General features: G+C 71.8%; 22 protein-coding genes and 3 tRNA genes. 20 read left to right on the top strand and 5 right to left on the bottom strand.

Translation table 11 applies throughout. The features are described from left to right. Window positions 1-101 precede the first annotated feature (101 nt). Complete coding sequence (locus ABD343_RS15450) at window positions 102-674, top strand: RICIN domain-containing protein (protein WP_344528232.1); 573 nt, start codon at window positions 102-104, stop codon at window positions 672-674. A gap of 109 nt (window positions 675-783) precedes the next feature. On the opposite strand, the gene ABD343_RS15445 is transcribed toward ABD343_RS15450, so the two are convergent. Beyond that, window positions 784-1,452, bottom strand: a complete 669-nt coding sequence (locus ABD343_RS15445) for an NAD(P)H-binding protein (protein ID WP_344528230.1) — start codon at window positions 1,450-1,452, stop codon at window positions 784-786. Window positions 1,453-1,492: 40 nt separating this feature from the next. Next, window positions 1,493-2,803 (bottom strand): amidohydrolase family protein, encoded by a 1,311-nt coding sequence (locus ABD343_RS15440; RefSeq protein WP_344528228.1) that lies wholly within the window; start codon window positions 2,801-2,803, stop codon window positions 1,493-1,495. Between the two features lie 186 nt (window positions 2,804-2,989). On the opposite strand from ABD343_RS15440, the gene ABD343_RS15435 reads away from it, so the two are divergent. The 14 genes from ABD343_RS15435 (at window position 2,990) to ABD343_RS15370 (ending at window position 13,741) form a co-directional block, all read left to right on the top strand. After that, window positions 2,990-3,062, top strand: a tRNA-Thr gene (locus tag ABD343_RS15435). 46 nt (window positions 3,063-3,108) lie between these two features. Next, a tRNA-Met gene (locus ABD343_RS15430) sits at window positions 3,109-3,181 on the top strand. A 90-nt stretch (window positions 3,182-3,271) separates the two neighbouring features. Continuing rightward, window positions 3,272-3,436 carry a 50S ribosomal protein L33 gene (rpmG, locus tag ABD343_RS15425; RefSeq protein WP_019354206.1) on the top strand — a complete coding sequence of 55 codons (165 nt, stop codon included), beginning with the start codon at window positions 3,272-3,274 and terminating at the stop codon, window positions 3,434-3,436. A gap of 155 nt (window positions 3,437-3,591) precedes the next feature. Further along, window positions 3,592-4,044 (top strand): FAS1-like dehydratase domain-containing protein, encoded by a 453-nt coding sequence (locus ABD343_RS15420; protein WP_344528225.1) that lies wholly within the window; start codon window positions 3,592-3,594, stop codon window positions 4,042-4,044. A gap of 5 nt (window positions 4,045-4,049) precedes the next feature. Next, entirely contained in the window at window positions 4,050-4,484 is a 435-nt protein-coding gene (locus tag ABD343_RS15415; RefSeq protein WP_344528223.1) for a MaoC family dehydratase, read from the top strand. Window positions 4,485-4,588: 104 nt separating this feature from the next. Continuing rightward, window positions 4,589-5,221: a TetR/AcrR family transcriptional regulator gene (locus tag ABD343_RS15410; RefSeq protein WP_344528221.1), complete on the top strand. Its 633-nt coding sequence runs from the start codon at window positions 4,589-4,591 to the stop codon at window positions 5,219-5,221. Window positions 5,222-5,330: 109 nt separating this feature from the next. Continuing rightward, on the top strand, window positions 5,331-6,860 hold the full coding sequence (locus ABD343_RS15405; RefSeq protein ID WP_344528219.1) for an MFS transporter: 1,530 nt from the start codon (window positions 5,331-5,333) through the stop codon (window positions 6,858-6,860). 65 nt (window positions 6,861-6,925) lie between these two features. After that, complete coding sequence (locus tag ABD343_RS15400) at window positions 6,926-7,990, top strand: UDP-N-acetylmuramate dehydrogenase (protein ID WP_344528217.1); 1,065 nt, start codon at window positions 6,926-6,928, stop codon at window positions 7,988-7,990. A 282-nt stretch (window positions 7,991-8,272) separates the two neighbouring features. Beyond that, window positions 8,273-9,814 carry an ATP-binding protein gene (locus ABD343_RS15395; protein ID WP_344528215.1) on the top strand — a complete coding sequence of 514 codons (1,542 nt, stop codon included), beginning with the start codon at window positions 8,273-8,275 and terminating at the stop codon, window positions 9,812-9,814. Beyond that, window positions 9,811-10,236: a roadblock/LC7 domain-containing protein gene (locus ABD343_RS15390; RefSeq protein WP_344528213.1), complete on the top strand. Its 426-nt coding sequence runs from the start codon at window positions 9,811-9,813 to the stop codon at window positions 10,234-10,236. Before ABD343_RS15395 ends, ABD343_RS15390 begins: the two co-directional genes overlap by 4 nt. Continuing rightward, complete coding sequence (locus ABD343_RS15385; protein WP_344528211.1) at window positions 10,233-10,619, top strand: DUF742 domain-containing protein; 387 nt, start codon at window positions 10,233-10,235, stop codon at window positions 10,617-10,619. The genes ABD343_RS15390 and ABD343_RS15385 overlap by 4 nt, the downstream gene beginning before the upstream one ends. Beyond that, a complete protein-coding gene (locus ABD343_RS15380; RefSeq protein WP_344528209.1) occupies window positions 10,591-11,205 on the top strand; it encodes a GTP-binding protein in 615 nt (204 codons plus the stop codon). The genes ABD343_RS15385 and ABD343_RS15380 overlap by 29 nt, the downstream gene beginning before the upstream one ends. Further along, a complete protein-coding gene (locus ABD343_RS15375) occupies window positions 11,202-12,593 on the top strand; it encodes a cytochrome P450 family protein (RefSeq protein WP_425578183.1) in 1,392 nt (463 codons plus the stop codon). Before ABD343_RS15380 ends, ABD343_RS15375 begins: the two co-directional genes overlap by 4 nt. Next, the gene (locus tag ABD343_RS15370; RefSeq protein ID WP_344528207.1) at window positions 12,503-13,741 is read left to right on the top strand and encodes a cytochrome P450 family protein; all 1,239 of its coding nucleotides are present in this window, start codon (window positions 12,503-12,505) and stop codon (window positions 13,739-13,741) included. The genes ABD343_RS15375 and ABD343_RS15370 overlap by 91 nt, the downstream gene beginning before the upstream one ends. Before the next feature lie 6 nt (window positions 13,742-13,747). On the opposite strand, the gene ABD343_RS15365 is transcribed toward ABD343_RS15370, so the two are convergent. Further along, window positions 13,748-14,386, bottom strand: a complete 639-nt coding sequence (locus ABD343_RS15365) for an NAD(P)-dependent oxidoreductase (RefSeq protein WP_344528205.1) — start codon at window positions 14,384-14,386, stop codon at window positions 13,748-13,750. Window positions 14,387-14,439: 53 nt separating this feature from the next. Between ABD343_RS15365 and ABD343_RS15360 the strand changes: the two genes are divergently transcribed. Then, window positions 14,440-15,051 carry a TetR/AcrR family transcriptional regulator gene (locus ABD343_RS15360; protein WP_344528203.1) on the top strand — a complete coding sequence of 204 codons (612 nt, stop codon included), beginning with the start codon at window positions 14,440-14,442 and terminating at the stop codon, window positions 15,049-15,051. On the opposite strand, the gene ABD343_RS15355 is transcribed toward ABD343_RS15360, so the two are convergent. Then, window positions 15,048-16,091, bottom strand: coding sequence for an adenosine deaminase (locus tag ABD343_RS15355; RefSeq protein ID WP_344528201.1), 1,044 nt, complete (start codon window positions 16,089-16,091; stop codon window positions 15,048-15,050). The two genes, ABD343_RS15360 and ABD343_RS15355, sit on opposite strands and share 4 nt — an antisense overlap. Window positions 16,092-16,210: 119 nt before the next feature. Then, complete coding sequence (locus ABD343_RS15350) at window positions 16,211-17,446, bottom strand: pyridoxal phosphate-dependent aminotransferase (protein ID WP_344528199.1); 1,236 nt, start codon at window positions 17,444-17,446, stop codon at window positions 16,211-16,213. Window positions 17,447-17,625: 179 nt separating this feature from the next. On the opposite strand from ABD343_RS15350, the gene ABD343_RS15345 reads away from it, so the two are divergent. The 4 genes from ABD343_RS15345 to rplK all read left to right on the top strand — a co-directional run bounded on the left by ABD343_RS15345 (window position 17,626) and on the right by rplK (window position 19,657). Continuing rightward, window positions 17,626-17,698 (top strand) — tRNA-Trp (locus tag ABD343_RS15345). A gap of 115 nt (window positions 17,699-17,813) precedes the next feature. Then, window positions 17,814-18,095: a preprotein translocase subunit SecE gene (gene secE / locus ABD343_RS15340; protein ID WP_344528197.1), complete on the top strand. Its 282-nt coding sequence runs from the start codon at window positions 17,814-17,816 to the stop codon at window positions 18,093-18,095. Window positions 18,096-18,169: 74 nt separating this feature from the next. After that, a complete protein-coding gene (nusG, locus tag ABD343_RS15335) occupies window positions 18,170-19,051 on the top strand; it encodes a transcription termination/antitermination protein NusG (RefSeq protein WP_344528195.1) in 882 nt (293 codons plus the stop codon). A gap of 171 nt (window positions 19,052-19,222) precedes the next feature. Continuing rightward, window positions 19,223-19,657 carry a 50S ribosomal protein L11 gene (gene rplK, locus ABD343_RS15330; protein WP_344528193.1) on the top strand — a complete coding sequence of 145 codons (435 nt, stop codon included), beginning with the start codon at window positions 19,223-19,225 and terminating at the stop codon, window positions 19,655-19,657. Window positions 19,658-19,749 lie beyond the last annotated feature (92 nt).

The raw sequence follows: 19,749 nt of genomic DNA, 5'->3' as shown, positions 1-19,749 counted from the left end.
GAACCCGATTCCAACTCATTGTCCCCTTATGCGAGTTCACTTCAAGATTCATTGTGTCCACCGCGCTCTTCGCGCGGCGTTCCACAGAGGGGATTCCTGACATGTCTCGACGCCGCGGTTATCTGCTCGCCGCCACTGCCGCCGCCCTCGTCACGGCGGGTGTGGCGGGGAGCACGACTGCTTCAGCCGCGCCCGCCGACCGTGACGTGATCAACAAGATGGACGGCAGCCGCCTGGCCACGCTCAGTGACAGCGCTGCCGAGGGGGCGAACGCGATCTCGCTGCGTTCTCCCGGGTGGAAGTACCGCTCGGAGTCGTGGCGGGTGGAGGGGCCAGGCTGGGACAGCGGCACGCGGACCTCGACGCGGGTGTTCCGCAACGCCGCGTCGGACAAGTGCCTGCAGCCCGCGTCGGCCACGCCGAAGCGGGGCGCCAGGATCGTCATCAAGAAGTGCGACGGCTCGGACCTGCAGAAGTGGGTCGGGCACCCGGAGAGGAGCGGCGGGAACAACACCGGCTGGTGGATGTGGACGCCCAAGACCGACGACAAGCTGGCCATGGCCCTGGACCGGTACAACGACGGGTCCTGGGACACGCTCCACCTGGAGACCGCGTACCCGAGCTCCGACCGCCTGTGGCGCATCGCCCCCGACGACAAGCCGTGGAACCTGTGACGGCCGGATAGCCCCCGGCCGGTACGGCCGTGCCCCCGCCCCCGGAGCGAGCCGGGGCGGGGGCACGGTCATGTCCGGGCGCGGGGCGCGGGCCCGGCGCCGGTGCGGGTCAGCCGGCCACCGACGCGACCGCCTCCGGAATCGGGGTCTCCCCGCCCACCAGCTCCAGCGTCAGGCCCGCCGTGCGCGGCTCGTCGAGGAGCGCGACCAGGACGGCCGCGACGTCGTCCCGCGTGACGTCCGCGCGACCCGTCTCGGCCGCCAGGCGGACCCGCCCGGTGCCGTGGTCGTCGGTGAGCCGTCCCGGGCGCAGGACCGTCCAGTCGAGCGCGGTCCGCGCCCGTACGGCGTCGTCGGCGGCGCCCTTCGCGCGCAGGTACGAGGCGAAGACCGGGTCCATGCCGTCCGGCGTCCCCTCCAGCCCGGCGTTCGCGCCCATGGAGGAGACGATGAGGAAGCGGCGTACCCCGGCCTGTTCGGCGGCGTCGGCGAGGAGCACGGCCGCGTCGCGGTCGACGGTCTCCTTGCGGGCGGTGCCGCTGCCCGGCCCCGCGCCCGCTGCGAAGACGGCCGCGTCGGCCCCCTCCAGATGCCGGGCGACCTCGTCGACCGAGGCCGATTCGAGGTCGCAGACGACGGGTTCGGCTCCCGCGGCGAGTAGGTCGCTCGCCTGTTCCGGGCGCCGGATGATGCCCGCCGCCCCGTCCCCGCGTCCGGCGAGCAACCGCTCCAGCCGCAACGCGATCTGACCGTGTCCACCAGCGATGACTGTGCGCATGCTCCCGACCGTACGCCCCGTCGGGCGCCCGGCGGCGCTGTCACCCCTGTGACTGGCGTGGCAGCCCGAGATCGGCGGGCGGCGCGGTCGTGTCGCAGAACTCGCGCACCGCGCTCGTCCGCGCGACGACCCGCCCCCGGTGCACCACGATCCGGCTGTACGCCAGCGAGAGCGCCCCCGCGACCTCCGTGCCCCGTACGGCGAGGAGTTCGGCGGGGAAGCCCGCCTCGACCCGGACCTCGGGCAGGCCCATGGCGGCGCGCGCACGGGCGCTGACGGCGCCGTAGGCGGCCTCCGGGCGGGCCTCGCCGTGGGAGGCGAGAAGATACGCGGCCTCCAGCGGATCGCCCCTGCCCACCGGGTTCGACGCGTCCCGCAGCGCGCCGGAGCCGGCCGCGACCGAGACCCCGGCGGCGGCCAGCAGCCGTACGGGCGCGACGCGCGAGGGCGTGCCCGGTGAAGGGCGTTCCAGGACGCCGCAGTTGCCCTGCGGCAGGCTGACGACCGTGACCCCGGCGGCGGCGAGCTGGTCGGCGGTGCGCAGCGCGACCTGGTGCGGCAGCCGGGCGAGCCCGGAGCAGGGTCCGAGGGTGACGGCGGGCCGCAGCCCGCCCGCCGCGGCGGCGAGCCGGGCGAGGCGCGCGGGGTCGTTCCCGTCGGTGTGCAGGTCGACGGCGCAGCCGTGCTCGGCGGCGACCGCGAGGACGGCCTCCGCGTAGCCGCCCGGGTCCGGGTCCAGGTCGGGGCAGCCGCCGACGGCGGTCGCGCCCATCTTGACCGCGTCCCGCAGCATGGCCAGCTCCTCGGCCCCCGCGGCGCCGGTGAGCAGCCGGGGCACGGCGACGGTCGTGAGGTCCACGAGGCCGCGCAGCGAACGGCGCGCCTGGAGGACGGCCTCCAGCGCCCGCAGCCCCGCGACGGCCCCGATGTGCACATGGGTGCGCAACGCGGTGGCGCCCTGGCCGAGTTGGAGGAGCGCGGCCTCCGTCGTACGGCGCTGCACGTCCTCGGAGGACGGGCACGGGGGCCGGCCGGGGGCCGCGGGGTCCGCGGTCAGCGCCGTGTCGTAGTGCGCGTGCGGCTCGGCGGGCGCGGGGAGCAGCAGATAGCCGGAGAGGTCCACCCGCGACCCGCCCGCGGCGCCGGGGGCGGCACGCTGGACGTCCGGATCGTGCGGCGCCGCGAGGCTTCCCGCGGTGCCGACGGCCTCGATACGGTCGCCGACGAGCCGGACGTCCACCGTGCGGCCGTCGGCGAGCCGGGCTCCGCACAGCACGAGGGAGCGCGGCGCCGTGGGACCACGGGAATCCCGCGCGCGCTTCCCCGGCTCCTGAGGCTCACTGTCGGTCATCGGGCTCCCACGCTCGCGTCGAGTGTGACGAGCGTAGGGGGAGCGCTGTGTACGGTCGGGGAGGAGGCGAATAGTCGTACTGGTGTGGTGCGAGAGCCCGTTGGGGTGCGTGCCGCCAGGGGAGCGCGGGCGCCGCCAATACGGATTTCACCTTTGGCGGCCAGGCGTGTAATGTCTTCACCGCTCGCCCCAATAGCTCAGTCGGCAGAGCGTCTCCATGGTAAGGAGAAGGTCAACGGTTCGATTCCGTTTTGGGGCTCTGATGTGAGAGATCTTTCGTCACCTGGCGGAGGTCGCCGCATCGTGGCGGTGTAGCTCAGTCGGTAGAGCAAGCGGCTCATAATCGCTGTGTCACCGGTTCAAGTCCGGTCACCGCTACTTCACCGACAGTAGCCGGTTGTGGGGTCGGTCCTCCGATCGGCTACTCTTTCTGCGTTAAAGCCCATCCGTTCGTCAAGGAGCACTCACGTGGCTGCCACAGACGTCCGCCCGAAGATCACGCTGGCCTGCGTGGAGTGCAAGGAGCGGAACTACATCACGAAGAAGAACCGGCGCAACAACCCGGACAGGCTTGAGATGAAGAAGTTCTGCCCGCGCGACAACAGGCACACCGTGCACCGCGAGACGCGCTGACGTCATCTCTGCCATGAGGCCGCCCCCGTGAGCCGGGGTCGGCCTCATGCTGTTTGGGCACCGCCGGGTCACGGGTCGAGCGCGGCTCTGGTTCCGTGCGGCACCCTTCGTATCCGGCTTCCAGCCCGCTACCGCTTCCGCAGGAGGTGCCGTCGATGGCGCTCGACCAGTCCTTCACCGGGCGGACCTATCCGCCCACCCGCCCCTACGAGGTCGGGAGGGAGAAGATCCGTGAATTCGCGGAAGCCATCGGGGACACCAATCCCGCATATCTCGATCTGGACGCGGCGAAGGCCCTCGGCCATCCCGATGTGATCGCCCCGCCGACTTTCGTGTTCACGATCACTTTCGGTGAGGCCGCCCGGGTGGTCCGGGACCCGCAGCTCGGCCTCGACTACAGCCGTATGGTGCACGGCGACCAGAAGTTCGCGTACGCGCGCCCGGTCCGCGCGGGCGATCTGCTCTCCGTGACCTCCACCATCGAGTCGATCAAATCCCTCGCCGGGAACGACATCCTGGACGTGCGCGGTGACGTGCACGACGCGCACGGGGAACTCGTGGTGACCGCGCACACCAAGCTGGTCGTCCGCGCGGCGGAAGAGGAGTGACGCAGATGGCAGCCAAGGTCGCTTACGCGGACGTCGAGGTCGGCACCGAACTCCCGTCCGGCACCTTCCCCGTGGACCGCGCGGCGCTCGTGCGCTACGCGGGCGCGTCGGGGGACTTCAACCCCATTCACTGGAACGAACGGTTCGCCAAGGAGGTCGGCCTCCCGGACGTCATCGCGCACGGCATGTTCACCATGGCCGAGGCGATCCGGGTCGTGACCGACTGGGCGGGGGATCCGGGCTCCGTCGTGGAGTACGGGGTGCGGTTCACCAAGCCCGTCGTCGTCCCGGACGACGACCAGGGGGCGGCCATCGAGGTCTCCGCCAAGGTCGCCGCCAAGCTGGACGACGACGAGCGCACGGTCCGCGTGGACCTGACAGCGACCAGCGCCGGCCAGAAGGTCCTGGGCATGTCCCGGGCGGTCGTCCGTCTGGCCTGAGACGCGGGACACCGAGTCCGCTGTAAGGGGCGCCCTCCATTGCGGGGCGCCCCTTACGCGTTCCCGCCTTGACAGAGTTAGTGATTGGCCAATAACTTAGCCACATGGTCAGGATGAGCGCAGAGGAGCGGCGCGAGAGCGTCATCCGCGCGGCGATCACGGAGTTCGCCCGCGGGGGATACAAGGGCACCTCCACCGAGGCGATCGCCCGGCGCGTGGGCGTCTCGCAGCCCTATCTCTTCCGGCTGTTCAAGAACAAGCAGGAGCTCTTCCTCGCGGCGGCGACGCGCTGCATGGAGGAGATCCAGCGCGCCATGGCCGAGGCCGTGCGCGGCAAGTCCGCGGACGAGGCGCACATGGCGATGGCGGAGGCGTACAAGAACCTGCTGTCCGACCCCGAGAAGCTGCTGCTCCAGATGCAGGTCTATGTCGCGGTCGCCTCGGCGGAGGCCGAGGGTGACCACGAGGTCGGCGAGGCCGTCCGCAGGAAGTGGGTGGAGCTGTGGGACAGCGCGCATCTGGCGCTCGGTGCCGACGAGGGTGAGACGGCCGAGTTCTTCGCCTACGGCATGCTCATCAACGTCCTCGCCTCGCTCGGCTTCTCGGCCGACCACCGGGTGTGGGGCTGCTTCAATCTGATGCCGATGGCCCCGGAGCGGTCCGGGAGTCCGGAGCGGCCCGGGACGCCGGAGCGGCCCGAGGCCCCGGGCCGCGACAGTTCGAACCCCGACGCGTAGCCCCGGGGCGGGGGCGGCTTCGAGCCCGCTCCCGGCCGGTCGGCCCGCGCTGCGGGGTGATTTTTCGCCCGCGAAAGTTAGTGGTCAATTACTAAATCAGGGGAAGGTCATGACCCAGCAATCCACCGCCCGGCGCGGCACAGCCGTCTGGGCCCTCGTCATCACCAGCGTCGCCAGCTTCATGGGCGCGCTCGACAACCTCGTCGTCACCACCGCGCTGCCCAACATCCGCGAGGACCTGGGCGGCGGCCTGGAGGACCTGGAGTGGACGGTGAGCGCGTACACGCTCACGTTCGCCGTCCTGCTGATGACCGGCGCGGCGCTCGGCGACCGGTTCGGGCGCCGGCGGATCTTCGCGCTCGGGCTCGGCATCTTCACCGCCGCCTCGGCCGCCGCCGCGCTCTCGGACGGCATCGACGGGCTGGTCGCGGCCCGTGCCGTGCAGGGCGTGGGCGCCGCGATCCTCATGCCGCTGAGCCTGACCCTGCTGACCGCGGCCGTGCCCGCGGCCCGGCGCGGCGCCGCGCTCGGCGTCTGGGGCGCCGTGCAGGGCATAGCCGTCGCCACCGGCCCCCTGGTCGGCGGCGCGCTGACCGAACACATCTCCTGGCACTGGATCTTCTGGCTGAACGTCCCGATCGGCGTGATCGTCATCCCGCTCGTCCTGCTGCGCCTCGACGAGAGCCGCAACGCGGGCAGCAGGCTCGACCTGCCCGGCACGGCACTGGCCAGCGCCTCGCTCTTCGGCATTGTCTACGGCCTGGTCCGCGGCAACCCCGACGGCTGGACCAGCGGCACCGTCCTCACCTCCCTCATCGGCGGCTCCGTACTGCTGCTGGGCTTCGTGGCGTACGAGACGCGCGCGAAGCACCCGATGCTGCCGATGCGGCTCTTCCGCAGCCGCGCGTTCAGCGCCGTCAACGGGGCGAGCCTGCTGATGTTCGTCGGGATGTTCGGCTCGATCTTCCTGCTGAGCCAGTTCCTCCAGGGCGTCGGCGGCTACTCGCCCACCGAGGCCGGGATACGGATGCTGCCCTGGACCGGCATGTCCCTGATCGTCGCGCCGCTCGCGGGCATCCTCTCCGACCGGATCGGCGGCGGACCCGTCGTCGCCGCCGGGCTCGCGCTCCAGGCGGTCAGCCTCGGCTGGATCGCGGCGCTGCTCTCCGCCGACTTCTCCTACGGCCCGTACCTGCCCGCCTTCGTCGTCGGAGGCATCGGCATGGCGCTGTACTTCGCGCCCGCCGCGAACGTCGTGATGTCCAGCGTGCGCCCCTCCGAACAGGGGATCGCCTCCGGCGCGAACAACGCGGTGCGCGAGCTGGGCGGCGCGCTCGGCGTGGCCGTCCTCTCGGCGGTCTTCGCGTCCCGGGGCGGCTACGAGACGCCGCAGGCGTTCGTCGACGGGCTGCGGCCCGCCGTCTGGGCCGGAGCGGCGGGGGTCGCCGTGGGCGCGCTCGCGGCCTTCCTGATCCCGCGCCGCGTCGGCGCCTCCGCCGCGACGCCGCACGACGCCGACGCCGACGCCGACGCCGAGACCGGGGCCGGGACCGGGACCGGGACCGGGGCCGGGACCGAGGAGGGCGGCACCGGAACCGCGCCGTCCGGCCCGGACGCCCGCACACCCGTCGGCGTCTGAACACCGGGGCCGCCGCCCCACCGGGCCCGTACGTGCCGCGCGTACGGGCCCGTACGCTTGTGCCCGTGCAGGAATTTCACGCAGAACTCGGCGTCCCCCTCGCCCCGCTCACCACCTTTCGGCTCGGCGGCCCCGCCGCGCGCCTGGTCACCGCCACCACCGACGACGAGGTGGTGCGGGCGGTCCGCGAGGCCGACGAGAGCGGCACGCCGCTGCTGCTCCTCGCCGGCGGCAGCAACCTCGTGATCGCCGACGAAGGCTTCGAGGGCACCGTCGTCCGCATCGCCACCCGCGGCTTCGCGCTGGACGGCACCCGGCTGGAGCTGGCCGCGGGGGAGAACTGGTCGGAGGCCGTCGCCCGTACCGTCGAGGCGGGCCTCGCGGGCATCGAGTGCCTCGCCGGAATCCCCGGCTCCGCGGGCGCGACGCCGGTGCAGAACGTCGGCGCGTACGGCCAGGAGGTCTCCGCCACCCTCACCGAGGTCGTCGCGTACGACCGCCGGAGCGGCGAGACCGTCACGCTCGACAACGCCGACTGCGGCTTCTCGTACCGCCACAGCCGCTTCAAGGCCGACCCCTCGCGCTATGTCGTGCTGCGCGTCCGGTTCGAACTGGAGGACGCGGACGGCCTGTCGGCGCCGCTGCGGTACGCCGAGACCGCGCGTCTCCTCGGCGTTGAGGTCGGCGAGCGCGTGCCCGCCGCCACCGCGCGCGAGACGGTCCTCAAGCTGCGCGCCGGGAAGGGCATGGTCCTCGACCCGGAGGACCACGACACCTGGTCGGCCGGGTCCTTCTTCACCAACCCGATCCTGGACGACGCGGACTTCGCGGCCTTCACCGCGCGCGTCCACGAGCGCCTCGGGGCCGATGTGGCCCCGCCCGCCTTCGCGGCGGGGGAGGGCCGCACCAAGACCTCCGCCGCCTGGCTGATCGACCGCGCGGGCTTCGCCAAGGGGTACGGGGAGGGCCCGGCCCGTATCTCGACCAAGCACACCCTCGCCCTCACGAACCGCGGTGCGGCCACCACCGCCGACCTCCTCGCCCTCGCCCGCGAGGTCCGCGACGGCGTCCACGAGGCTTTCGGCGTGACTCTGGTCAACGAACCGGTGACGGTGGGCTGCGCGCTCTAGACCGGCGTCCGGATCTCTCGGAACACGGACAAGCCGGACGGATGCCCTCCGCGGGATCCACGGAAGGTGCCCGGACTCCCCGGATGAGGGTGTGCGGCGGCGGTGACTGCGGCAACATGGTGATGTTCCTGTGGCAGGAGATGCCGGGGGCGTCGAGCGGGTCAACTCGTGTGCGAGAGCGGGGTTCTGGCGTGCGCCGGGTACGGCCTCCGCACGGGAGCCGCACGGCACGGCGCCCGGTGGGGAAGCCGTAGTCAGAATTCCAGCCGATCAAGGACTGAGATGACCGAGATACCGGTGGCTCTCGTCGTGCTCCTCTCCGTGGGGACGGCCGCCGCCTTAGGAATGGCGCTCCGTCTGGTCCGTACCCATGGAGAACTGCGCGGTCTGAGAGCCCAGGCCGAGGCGGCACGGACCGAACTCGGGAACGTCACCCGGAACCGCGACGAGATGGCCGCGTACGTCCCGGTCCCCGAAGCCGAGATCCGGCACCTGGCCGCCGCACGCCTGCCCGATCTGGCGCTGGCGCTCACCCACCCCCACATGTCCGTACGGGGACCGGCCGAGCCGCAGATCGCCGGGAGCACGCTCGACCAGGCGCTGGGTGCCGTACTGGACACCGCGGGCGACCTGCTCGACAAGGAGCGGCTGCGCGTCGACGCCGCGGCGCAGGCCGCGATGCGCGGCACCGCCACGACCATCCAGTCGCTGCTCTACCAGTTGCAGACCCTCTTCCAGGAGATGCAGGAACGTCACGACGACCCCCGGCTGGTCCAGGATCTGCTCGCCGCGGACTTCCTCAACGAGCAGGCGCTGCGCCGCGTACAGGCCACCGCCGTGATGTGCGGGGCATGGCCCGGGCTGACCCGCCAGGATTCGCATGTCGCCGACATCGTCGTCGGCGCCACCTCCCGCCTCCAGGGCTACGAGCGCATCCAGGTCACCAGCCGCCTGCGTGACCCGGTGGGCGTGGTGGCGCGGGCCGTGGAGCCCGTCGCGGTCGCGCTGACCGAGCTGATGGCCAACGCGCTGCACCACTCGCACCCCGACCTCCCGGTCGCGGTCACCGTCCAGCAGGGCAACCGCGGCGCGACGGTGATCGTGGACGACGCCGGGGTCGGTATGCACGAGGAGGAGTTGCTCCGGGCCCGGCGGCTGATGTCCGGTCAGGAGCAGACGCTGCTGACCGAGCTGGGCGACCCCGTACGGACCGGGTTCGCGGCCGTCGGCCAGCTCGCACGGCAGTACGGCTTCAGCGCCCATGTGGAGACCTCGCCATACGGCGGCGTCCGCGCCATCGTGCACATCCCCGGTGAGCCGCTGCTCGTCCTGCTCGACGAGGAGAAGAACCCGCCGTCCGCGATGACGCCCACGCCCGTCTCCGGCACCCCCGCGCCCCGTCGGCCCCCGGGCCCGGAACCGGACCCGGTTCAGGACCCGCTTCAGGACCCGGTTCAGGACCCGGCTCCGTCCGGGGCGGCCGAGGGGACTCCGGACACCTCTGTGCCCACGGCGGAGGCCCCTCTCCCACGGCGCCGACGCCGCCGGCCGCAACCAGCGGAGCCTCGGACCGGGACATCCCCGTCCGGGGACGGAGCCGCCGCCACGGCCCCGGCCCCGGCCACGGGTGCCGACCCGGGCGCCGACGCCGACGCGGACGTCGACGCGGACGTCGACGCTGAGCGCAGTGCTGAGCGCTGGGGCGACTTCCAGCGGGGCACCGAGTCCGGCCGTGCGGCGGCCGGTACCTCCGTGGATCGCGCCGAGACCGAGGGCAGCACCTCCGGGCCCGACATCGACCAGGAAGGGAACACCTCGTCATGACCCCCGCCCCCCGTCGCCCGGTTTCCGAGGACATGTCCTGGGTGCTGGCCCCGCTGATGGAACTGCCCCATGTCGCCCACGCGGCCGTCATCTCCGGCGACGGCTTCGTCGAGGGCCGCTCCGAGGGTCTGGAACGGGAGGCCGCCGAGGGCGTGGCGGCGATGATGTCGGCCCTCCAGGGGGCGGCGCGCACCACGTCGCGGGCGTTCAGCGGCGAGGAGGACGTACGGCTGCGCCAGACGGTCATCGAGTCCGACCGAGGGTGGGTCTTCGCGATCCCCGCCGGTGAGAACACCTGCCTGACGGTCTTCGCCACGCCCGAGGTGAACATGCGGGTGGTCACCCATCAGATGCAGGTGCAGGTCGCCACGCTGGGGGACAAGGCCATGAACAGCCCGACCCGCGACGACGCACCGGCGTGAGTGCCGGCCGGAGCAGCAGACGGCTGGTCCCGGCCTATCTGGCCGCCTCCGGACGGGGACGGCCCGGCCGCGACACGCTCGACCGGCTGTCCGTGCTGCACAACCCCGCCGACCCCTCTTCCGAGGGCGCCGGTCCCGGCGGTCCCGACGGACTGCGTCCGGAAGAGCGGCGGCTGCTGGAACTGCTGCGCCCCGGGGCCCTGTCGCTGGCCGAGGCCGCCGCTCATCTGCGGCTTCCGGTCAGCGTGGTGAAGGTCCTGGTGGCCGATCTGGTCGAGGCCGGTCTGCTGCGTGCCCGGCCGCCCGTACCCGCGCACCGCCTCCCCGAACGCGAGATTCTGGAGAAGGTTCTCGATGGACTCCGTACTCTCAAGTCCTCCTAGCGGCGCCCCCTCGGGCTATCTGGAGGACGACCGGCAGACGCTGGTGAAGCTGCTCGTCGCCGGGCCGTTCGGTGTCGGCAAGACCACTTTCATCCGGTCGCTGTCGGAGATCCGGCCCCTGCACACCGAGGAGGTCATGACGCGCAGCGGCGCGCTCGTCGACGACCTCGCCGGGATCCGGGAGAAGGCGGCCACCACGGTCGCCATCGACTTCGGGCGCCGCACGCTCCCCGGCGATCTGGCCCTCTACCTCTTCGGCACCCCCGGCCAGCGGCGCTTCCGGCCCCTCTGGCAGGACATCGCCCGCGGCGCGCTGGGCGCCCTGGTGCTGGCCGACACCCGGAGGCTGGCCGACTCCTTCGAGGTGATGGACATGATCGAGGAGGCGGGGCTGCGTTATGCGGTGGCCGTCAACCACTTCCCCGACTCCCCGCGGCACGCCACCGGGACCCTCCGCGACCACCTCGATCTGCACCCGGACACGCCCCTGGTGCACTGCGACGCCCGCGACACCGACCAGTCGGTCGACGCGCTGATCGCCCTCGTCGGCCACGTCCTCGCCCACACGTCCCAGGAGACCGAGTGACCGCGCCCCGACCGCCCCGTACCCCTGTCCGCGCCCCCGACCACTCCGCCGCGGCCCCACTGCCCGTTCCCACGTCGCCGGACCACGAGGTCGTCGCGCTGTACGGGCCGGACTTCGCCGCCGACCCGTACAGCGTCTACGACCGGCTGCGCGAGTACGGTCCGCTCGCCCCGGTCGAGATCGCCCCCGGGATCGGCGCGATGCTCGTCACCGACTACCGCGCGGCGCTGGAACTGCTGCACGACCCGGAGACCTGGAGCAAGGACTCCCGGGCCTGGCAGGCGACCGTGCCACCCGATTCGCCGGTCCTGCCCATGATGGGCTGGCGGCCGAACGCGCTGGTCAACGACGGGGAAGCGCACCGGCGTTACCGTCAGGTGATCACCGAGAGCTTCTCCCTGATCGCCCCGCACGAGCTGCGCGAGCACACCCGGCAGGTCGCCGAGGAGCTGATCTCCCGCTTCAGCTCGCGCGGTGAGGCCGATCTGATGGCCGAGTACGCGAGCAAGGTGCCGGTGCTGGTGTTCAACCGCCTCTTCGGCCTGCCCGACTCCTACAGCGACCGGCTGGTGACCGCGCTGTGCGGCATGCTGGACGCCACGACGCCGGAGGAGGCCGTCGCCGCGAACGAGGCGTTCTCCGCCTACATCGGGGAGCTGATCGAGGCCAAGCGGGAGAAGCGCGGCGCGGACCTCGCCTCCTGGTTCATGGACCACCCGGCCGGTCTGAGCCCCGACGAGCTGGCCTCCGAGATCGTGGTGACCATGGCCGCGGGCCACAACCCCACCACCCACCTGATCGGCAACGCGCTCGCCCGGATGCTCTCGGACGACCGCTACTACAGCACCCTGTCCAGCGGTGGCCTCACGCCCCGCGACGCCCTGCACGACGTGCTGCGGAACGACTCCCCGATGTCCAACCTGTCGCCGCACTTTCCCACCCGGGACATCTTCTTCCACGGCACCTGGCTGCGCGCGGGCCAGCTCGTCCTCGTCTCGTACGCCGCGGCCAGCACCCAGCACGGCCGTACGGCCCCCGGCGAGTCCGCCGCCGCGGGCGGTTCCGGCGGTGGCGCGCATCTCGCGTGGGCGGCGGGGCCGCACGCCTGCCCGGTGCAGAACCCCGCGCTGCTCATAGCGACGACCGCGATCGAACGCCTCACGGCCTGGCTGTCGGACATCCAGCTCACGGTCCCGCACGACGAGCTGGTCTGGCGCCACGGGCCCTTCCACCGGGGGCTCGTCGAGCTTCCGGCCGGCTTCACGCCGATCACCCCCGACCAGGCAGGAGTCACGCCATGGAGCAGCCCTTCGTCCTCGACCCCGCGGGACGCGACGTCAACGGCGAGGCGGAGCGCCTCCGCGAGCTGGGGCCCGCGACCCGGGTAGAGCTGCCGGGCGGCATCATGGCCTGGACGGTCAGCGAGTTCGACCTGTTGAAGAAGCTGCTCGCCGACCCCCGCGTCTCCCGCGACCCCCGGAAGCACTGGCCCGCCTGGCAGCGCGGCGAGCACCACGACAGTTGGATCCAGCCCTGGACGGCGCCGGTCAACATGCTCACCTCGTACGGCGTCGAGCACCGGCGGTTGCGCAAGCTTGTGGCACCCGCCTTCACCGGCCGCCGCACCGAGGCGATGCGCGGCGAGGTCGAGCGCATCACCGCGAAGCTGCTGGACGGACTCGGCGAGGTGCCGCCGGGGGAGACCGTCGACCTGCGCGCCGCGTACGCCTTCCCGCTGCCGATGCTCGTCATCTGCGGGCTCTTCGGCATACCGGAGGAGTCGCGCTCGGATCTGTCCGACCTCGTCGAGCGGATCATGGACACCACCACCACGCCGGAGGAAGCGGACCGGACGATGCGGGACATCGCGTCGACCTTCGACGGGCTGATCGCGCACAAGCGCGAGCACCCCGGCGACGACCTGGCCACCATGCTGGTCTCCACCCGCGACGAGGACGGCGACCGGCTCACCGAGGCCGAACTCCAGGCCACCCTGCTGCTGCTCATGAGCGCGGGGCACGAGACCACCGTCAACCTCATCGGCAACGCGGTGCACGCGCTGCTCACCCACCCCGACCAGCTCGCGCTGGTGCGGAACGGCGAGGTGCCGTGGGAGAACGTGATCGAGGAGACGCTGCGCTGGGCGCCCAGCGTCTCCAGCATCCCGCTGCGCTACGCCATCGAGGACATCGAGCTGACCGGCGGAGCGGGAACCCGCCGCCTCACCATCCGGAAGGGCGACCCGATCCTCGCCACCTTCGGCGCGGCGGGCCGCGACCCGCTCAGGCACGGGGCGGACGCCGCGGTGTTCGACATCCGCCGCGAGGACCCCGAACACCTGGCCTTCGGACACGGCGTCCACTTCTGTCTGGGCGCCCCGCTGGCCCGCATCGAGGCCCGCACCGCGCTGCCCGCCCTCTTCGCGCGCTTCCCCGGCCTCGCCCTCGCCGTACCTCCCGAGGAGATCGCTCACGTGCCGTCGTTCATCGCCAACGGTCATGCCACCCTGCCGGTGAGGCTCACGCCCGCGCGCTGAGGCCGTTCAGGCCGCGACGCCGACCACCTGCTTGAACGTCGTCGGGTCGTCGACCAGGGCGAGCATCGCGTGGGCCACGTCCGCGCGGCAGACGGTGTGGCTGCGGGGGACGGCGCCGCCCGTCCGCGTCCGGTACGAGCCCGTCGGCGGACCGTCCGTCAGGCGGGGCGGGTGCATGATCGTCCAGTCCGTCGCGCTCGCGCGGATCTCGGCCTCCATCACGCGCAGGTCCGCGTAGACGTCCTTGAAGATCCGCTTGACCAGGGGCCACATCACCGCCCGGAACAGCAGGCTCTCGCCCTCCGGGATCTCCCCGGCGGGGGGCGCGCTCACCGCGACATAGCGCCGGACGCCCTCCGCGTCGAGCGCGCGCAGGATCTCGCGGGTGCCCCGGGAGGCGATCCCCGCGGCCTTGTTGCTGGGCGCGCCGAGCGCCGACAGGACGGCGTCGCGCCCCCGGACGGCGGGGCGCAGCGCCGCGGCGTCGGTGACGTCGGCGACGACGACCTCCAGCCGCTCGTGCTCCCGTACGGGCAGCCGGGCGGGGTTCCGTACGACCGCTGTGACCTCGTGTCCCGCGTCGAGTGCCTGCGTCACGAGCTGCTGCCCCGTACCGCCGGTCGCTCCGAAGACCGTGAACCTCATGACGCCGTACCTCCGATGGTGGGTAAGTGCTCACTCACCCTTAGGGTGAGTGAATGCCCACCCCCAAGTCAACGCGGCCCACCCGCGAACGGATCATCGACGCCGCCGAGCACCTGCTGCGCACGATCGGTCTGGCCCGCACGACCACCAAGGAGATCGCCCGCGAGGCCGGCTGCTCCGAGGCGGCGCTCTACAAGCACTACCGGAGCAAGGAGGAGATCTACGTCCGCGTCCTCAAGGACCGGCTGCCCCGCCTCAACCCGCTCCTCGAAGAGCTGAGCAAGGACCCGGGCGACCTCGGGGTGGAGCACAACCTCACGCGCGTCGCCGAACACGCCGTCCGCTTCTACGAGCAGAGCCTCCCCATCACGGCCTCGCTCTTCGCCGAACCCACCCTCAAGAAACGCCACTTCGAGGGCGTACGGGAACTCGGCCAGGGCCCGCACGTCCCGCTGGAGGCGCTCGCCCGCTATCTGCGCGCCGAGCGCGACCGCGGCGCCCTGCGCCCCGACGCCGACCCCGCGTCCGCCGCCACGCTCCTGCTCGGCGCCTGCTCCCAGCGCGCGTTCGTCTACGACGCATCGGAAGGCATGCCCCCGCCCCAGCCCGTGGAGGAGTTCGCCACGGACCTCGTACGCACCCTCCTGCGCGGACTCCTCCCCTAGGCCGCCAGCCAGCCGTCGATCTCGGCCAGCACCCCGTCCCGTACCGCCTCCGGCATCTCCGAGCCGCGTACGGACTGGCGGGCCAGCTCGGCCAGTTCGTCGTCCGAGAAGCCGTGCGCGTCCCGGACCAGCTCGTACTGCGCGGCGAGCCGCGAGCCGAACAGCAGCGGGTCGTCCGCGCCCAGCGCCATCGGCACCCCGGCCTTCCACAGGGTGCGCAGCGGCACGTCCTCGGCCTTCTCGTACACCCCCAGCGCGACGTTCGACGCCGGGCACACCTCGCAGGTCACGCCCTGCTCGGCCAGCCGCGCCAGCAGCCACGGGTCCTCGGCCGCGCGCACCCCGTGGCCCACGCGGCGCGCCCGCAGGTCGTCCAGGCAGTCCCGCACGCTCTGCGGGCCCGACAGCTCGCCCCCGTGCGGCGCCGCCAGCAGCCCGCCCTCGCGGGCGATGGTGAAGGCCCGGTCGAAGTCGCGTGCGAAACCGCGCCGCTCGTCGTTGGAGAGCCCGAAGCCGACGATGCCCCGGTCCTTGAACCGGACGGCGAGCCGCGCGAGCGTACGGGCGTCCAGCGGGTGCTTCATCCGGTTCGCCGCGACCACCACGCGCATCCCGAGCCCGGTCTCGCGCGAGGCGCTCTCCACGGCGTCCAGGATGATCTCCAGCGCGGGCGTCAGACCGCCCAGCCGGGGCGCGTACGAGGTCGGGTCGACCTGGATCTCCAGCCAGCGCGAGCCGTCCCGCACATCCTCCTCGGCGGCCTCGCGCACCAGCCGCTGGATGTCCTCGGGGGCGCGCAGGCACGAGCGCGCGATGTCGTACAGCCGCTGGAAGCGGAACCAGCCCCGCTCGTCCGTCGCGCGCAGACTGGGCGGCTCCCCGCCCTTGAGCGCCTCGGGCAGATGGACGCCGTACTTGTCGGCCAGCTCCAGCAGCGTGCCGGGGCGCATCGAGCCGGTGAAGTGCAGATGCAGATGCGCCTTCGGCAGCGCCCTCAGGTCCCGTCTCGTGCCGTTTCCGCTCGCGCTTTCGTGCAACATCCCAAGATCTTGCCGCATGCGGCCGGGCGGGGGGTAGCGGGTTCCTCGATCGGGCCGTCCCCCGAAAACACGAGCGGTCCCCGGGGCTCGCCCCGGGGACCGCTCGGCGGCCGGACGGTTCAGCGCGCCTCGGCCAGCAGCTTCTGGACGCGGGAGACGCCCTCGACGAGGTCCTCGTCACCCAGCGCGTACGACAGCCGCAGGTAGCCCGGGGTGCCGAAGGCCTCGCCCGGGACGACCGCGACCTCGACCTCCTCCAGGATCACGGCGGCCAGCTCGACGCTGGTCTGCGGACGCTTCCCGCGGATCTCCTTGCCGAGCAGGCCCTTCACCGACGGGTACGCGTAGAACGCGCCCTCGGGCTCGGGGCAGACGACGCCGTCGATCTCGTTGAGCATCCGCACGATCGTGCGACGGCGGCGGTCGAACGCCTCGCGCATCTTCGCGACGGCCTCCAGGTCGCCGGAGACGGCGGCGAGGGCAGCGCGCTGCGAGACGTTGCTGACGTTCGACGTCGCGTGCGACTGGAGGTTGGAGGCGGCCTTGATGACGTCCTGCGGGCCGATGACCCAGCCCACGCGCCAGCCCGTCATCGCGTACGTCTTCGCGACGCCGTTGACGACGACGCACTTGTCGCGCAGCTCGGGGACGACGACCGGCAGCGAATGGAACTCGGCGTCGCCGTACACCAGGTGCTCGTAGATCTCGTCCGTCAGCACCCACAGGCCGTGCCCGGCGGCCCAGCGGCCGATCTCCTCGATCTGCTCGCGGGAGTAGACCGCGCCCGTCGGGTTGGACGGCGAGACGAAGAGCAGCACCTTCGTGTTCGGGGTGCGGGCGGCCTCCAACTGCTCGACGGAGACCCGGTACCCGGTCGACTCGTCCGCGACGACCTCGACGGGGACGCCGCCCGCGAGGCGGATCGACTCGGGGTAGGTGGTCCAGTACGGCGCGGGGACGATGACCTCGTCGCCCGGGTCCAGGATCGAGGCGAACGCCTCGTAGATGGCCTGCTTGCCGCCGTTGGTGACCAGCACCTGCGACGCCTCGATCTCGTATCCGGAATCGCGGAGCGTCTTCGCGGCGATGGCGGACTTCAGTTCGGGAAGTCCGCCCGCCGGGGTGTACCGGTGGTTCTTCGGGTCGCGCGCGGCCTCCACCGCTGCCTCGACGATGTAGTCGGGCGTGGGGAAGTCGGGCTCGCCGGCGCCGAAGCCGATCACCGGGCGCCCGGCGGCCTTGAGGGCCTTCGCCTTGGCGTCGACGGCGAGCGTCGCCGACTCGGAGATGGCGCCGACACGGGCCGATACGCGTCGCTCGGCGGGGGACTGTCCAGGGGGAGTCGCAGCGGTCATACAGGCATGTTCCCAGACCTGGCGGACCCCGGGCACGGGGGTCGGCCGGGTACGGCGGCGGTACCTGTTCGACGCCCGCGCCGCGAGCACGTACACTCACACGTCGTTGGCCTTCAGCCGTCACCCGGAGCACGCACTCCATGCAGCCGCGTGGATGCGGTAGGTTGAGGGAAACACAAAGGGTCGTAGCTCAATTGGTAGAGCACTGGTCTCCAAAACCAGCGGTTGGGGGTTCGAGTCCCTCCGGCCCTGCTACACACACGTCGCCAGGTGTGTGCTTGCGTAACGTTGACGAAATGCACTGAATGCACCGCCGTGCGGCCGGGCCGGACGCCGCAGGGCCACGACCCGGATCAGGTGAGGACGAGTGACGGAGATCACGGATACCACCGAGGTCCCCGAACCCGGAGGGTCGTCGGAAGGCAAGAAGCCCCGACGGGGCGGCAAGCGCGGGAAGAAGGGGCCCCTGGCCCGTCTCGCGCTCTTCTACCGTCAGATCGTCGCGGAGCTGCGCAAGGTCGTCTGGCCTTCGCGCAACCAGCTCTCGACGTACACGACCGTGGTGATCGTCTTCGTCGTCATCATCATCGCCTTGGTGTTCGTGATTGACTATGGGTTGTCCGAAGTAATGAAGTACGTCTTCGGCTGACCTCCAGCGGAGCCGCCCACCCGGCGGCGCTTTCCGCATGTTCGACCCCTTGAAGCCAGGAAGAAGCAGCCACCGTGTCTGAGCCGAACCTGAACGACGCCGTCGAGCCCGCAGAGGGCGATGACACCGCGCGCGACATCGTCGAGGCTGCGGACGCCAGCGTTGACCAGGCGGAAGCTGCCGATGCCGCTGCCGGCGAGGCCGCGGAGGAGTCCGCGGTCCACGTCGAGACGGACGCCGTCGCGGAGACCGCCGAGGACGCCGAAGCTCTCGGGGAAGAGGCGGAGGCCGCCGAGGAAGCCGAAGCGGAGGCGGAGGAAGAGGAGCCGGTCGACCCGGTGGCCGCCCTCCGCGAGGAGCTGCGCTTCCTCCCCGGCGAGTGGTACGTGATCCACACCTACGCGGGTTACGAGAACCGTGTGAAGACCAACCTCGAACAGCGCGCCGTGTCGCTCAACGTCGAGGACTTCATCTTCCAGGCCGAGGTGCCGCAGGAGGAGGTCGTCCAGATCAAGAACGGCGACCGCCGCACCGTCCGTCAGAACAAGCTCCCGGGCTACGTCCTGGTGCGCATGGACCTGACGAACGAGTCCTGGGGCGTCGTCCGCAACACCCCGGGCGTCACCGGCTTCGTCGGCAACGCGTACGACCCGTACCCGCTGACCCTCGACGAGATCGTCAAGATGCTCGCCCCCGAGGCCGAGGAGAAGGCCGCCAAGGCCGCCGCGGCCGACGAGGAGGGCAAGCCCGCGGGTACGCCCGGCCGCAAGGTCGAGGTCCAGGTGCTCGACTTCGAGGTCGGCGACTCGGTCACCGTCACCGACGGTCCCTTCGCCACCCTCCAGGCGACGATCAACGAGATCAACGCCGACTCGAAGAAGGTCAAGGGCCTCGTCGAGATCTTCGGCCGCGAGACCCCGGTCGAGCTGAGCTTCGACCAGATCCAGAAGAACTGAGCCTCTCAGCCTCTTCGCACACAGCTTCCGGCCAGGTCAGGCAGCCCCCAGGGACTGTCTGACCTGCTCGGTTTCAATCCGCGCGACGGTACGGGCTATCGTTGTGCGGTATGCCTCCGCCCGGGTGAAGGGCGGAGGAAGAATCACCTCTCACCAGGACCCGGAGAGAACATGCCTCCCAAGAAGAAGAAGGTCGCGGGGCTGATCAAGCTCCAGATCCAGGCCGGTGCCGCCAACCCGGCTCCGCCGGTCGGTCCGGCGCTGGGTCAGCACGGCGTCAACATCATGGAGTTCTGCAAGGCGTACAACGCCGCGACCGAGTCGCAGCGTGGCTGGGTGATCCCGGTGGAGATCACGGTCTACGAGGACCGTTCCTTCACCTTCATCACCAAGACGCCCCCGGCCTCCAAGATGATCCTCAAGGCCGCCGGCGTCGAGAAGGGCTCGGGCGTCCCGCACACCAACAAGGTCGCGAAGATCACCCGTGACCAGGTGCGCGAGATCGCCACCACGAAGATGCCCGACCTGAACGCCAACGACATGGACGCCGCCGAGAAGATCATCGCCGGCACCGCCCGTTCCATGGGCGTGGACGTCGAGGGCTGACAAGCCCGGTCGGCTGCCGGTCCCGGCAGCCCGTCCCGTACCGCCGTGGCAGGGCCAAGCGCTGGCCCGTACCACGACTCCATCACCGTCAG

Origin of the sequence: Streptomyces albiaxialis (assembly GCF_039530985.1) — a bacterium.
In the GTDB taxonomy this organism is placed as follows: Bacteria; Actinomycetota; Actinomycetes; order Streptomycetales; family Streptomycetaceae; genus Streptomyces; species Streptomyces albiaxialis.
Note: the sequence above shows the minus strand (reverse complement) of the source record. Positions and strands in the feature narration are given on the sequence as shown.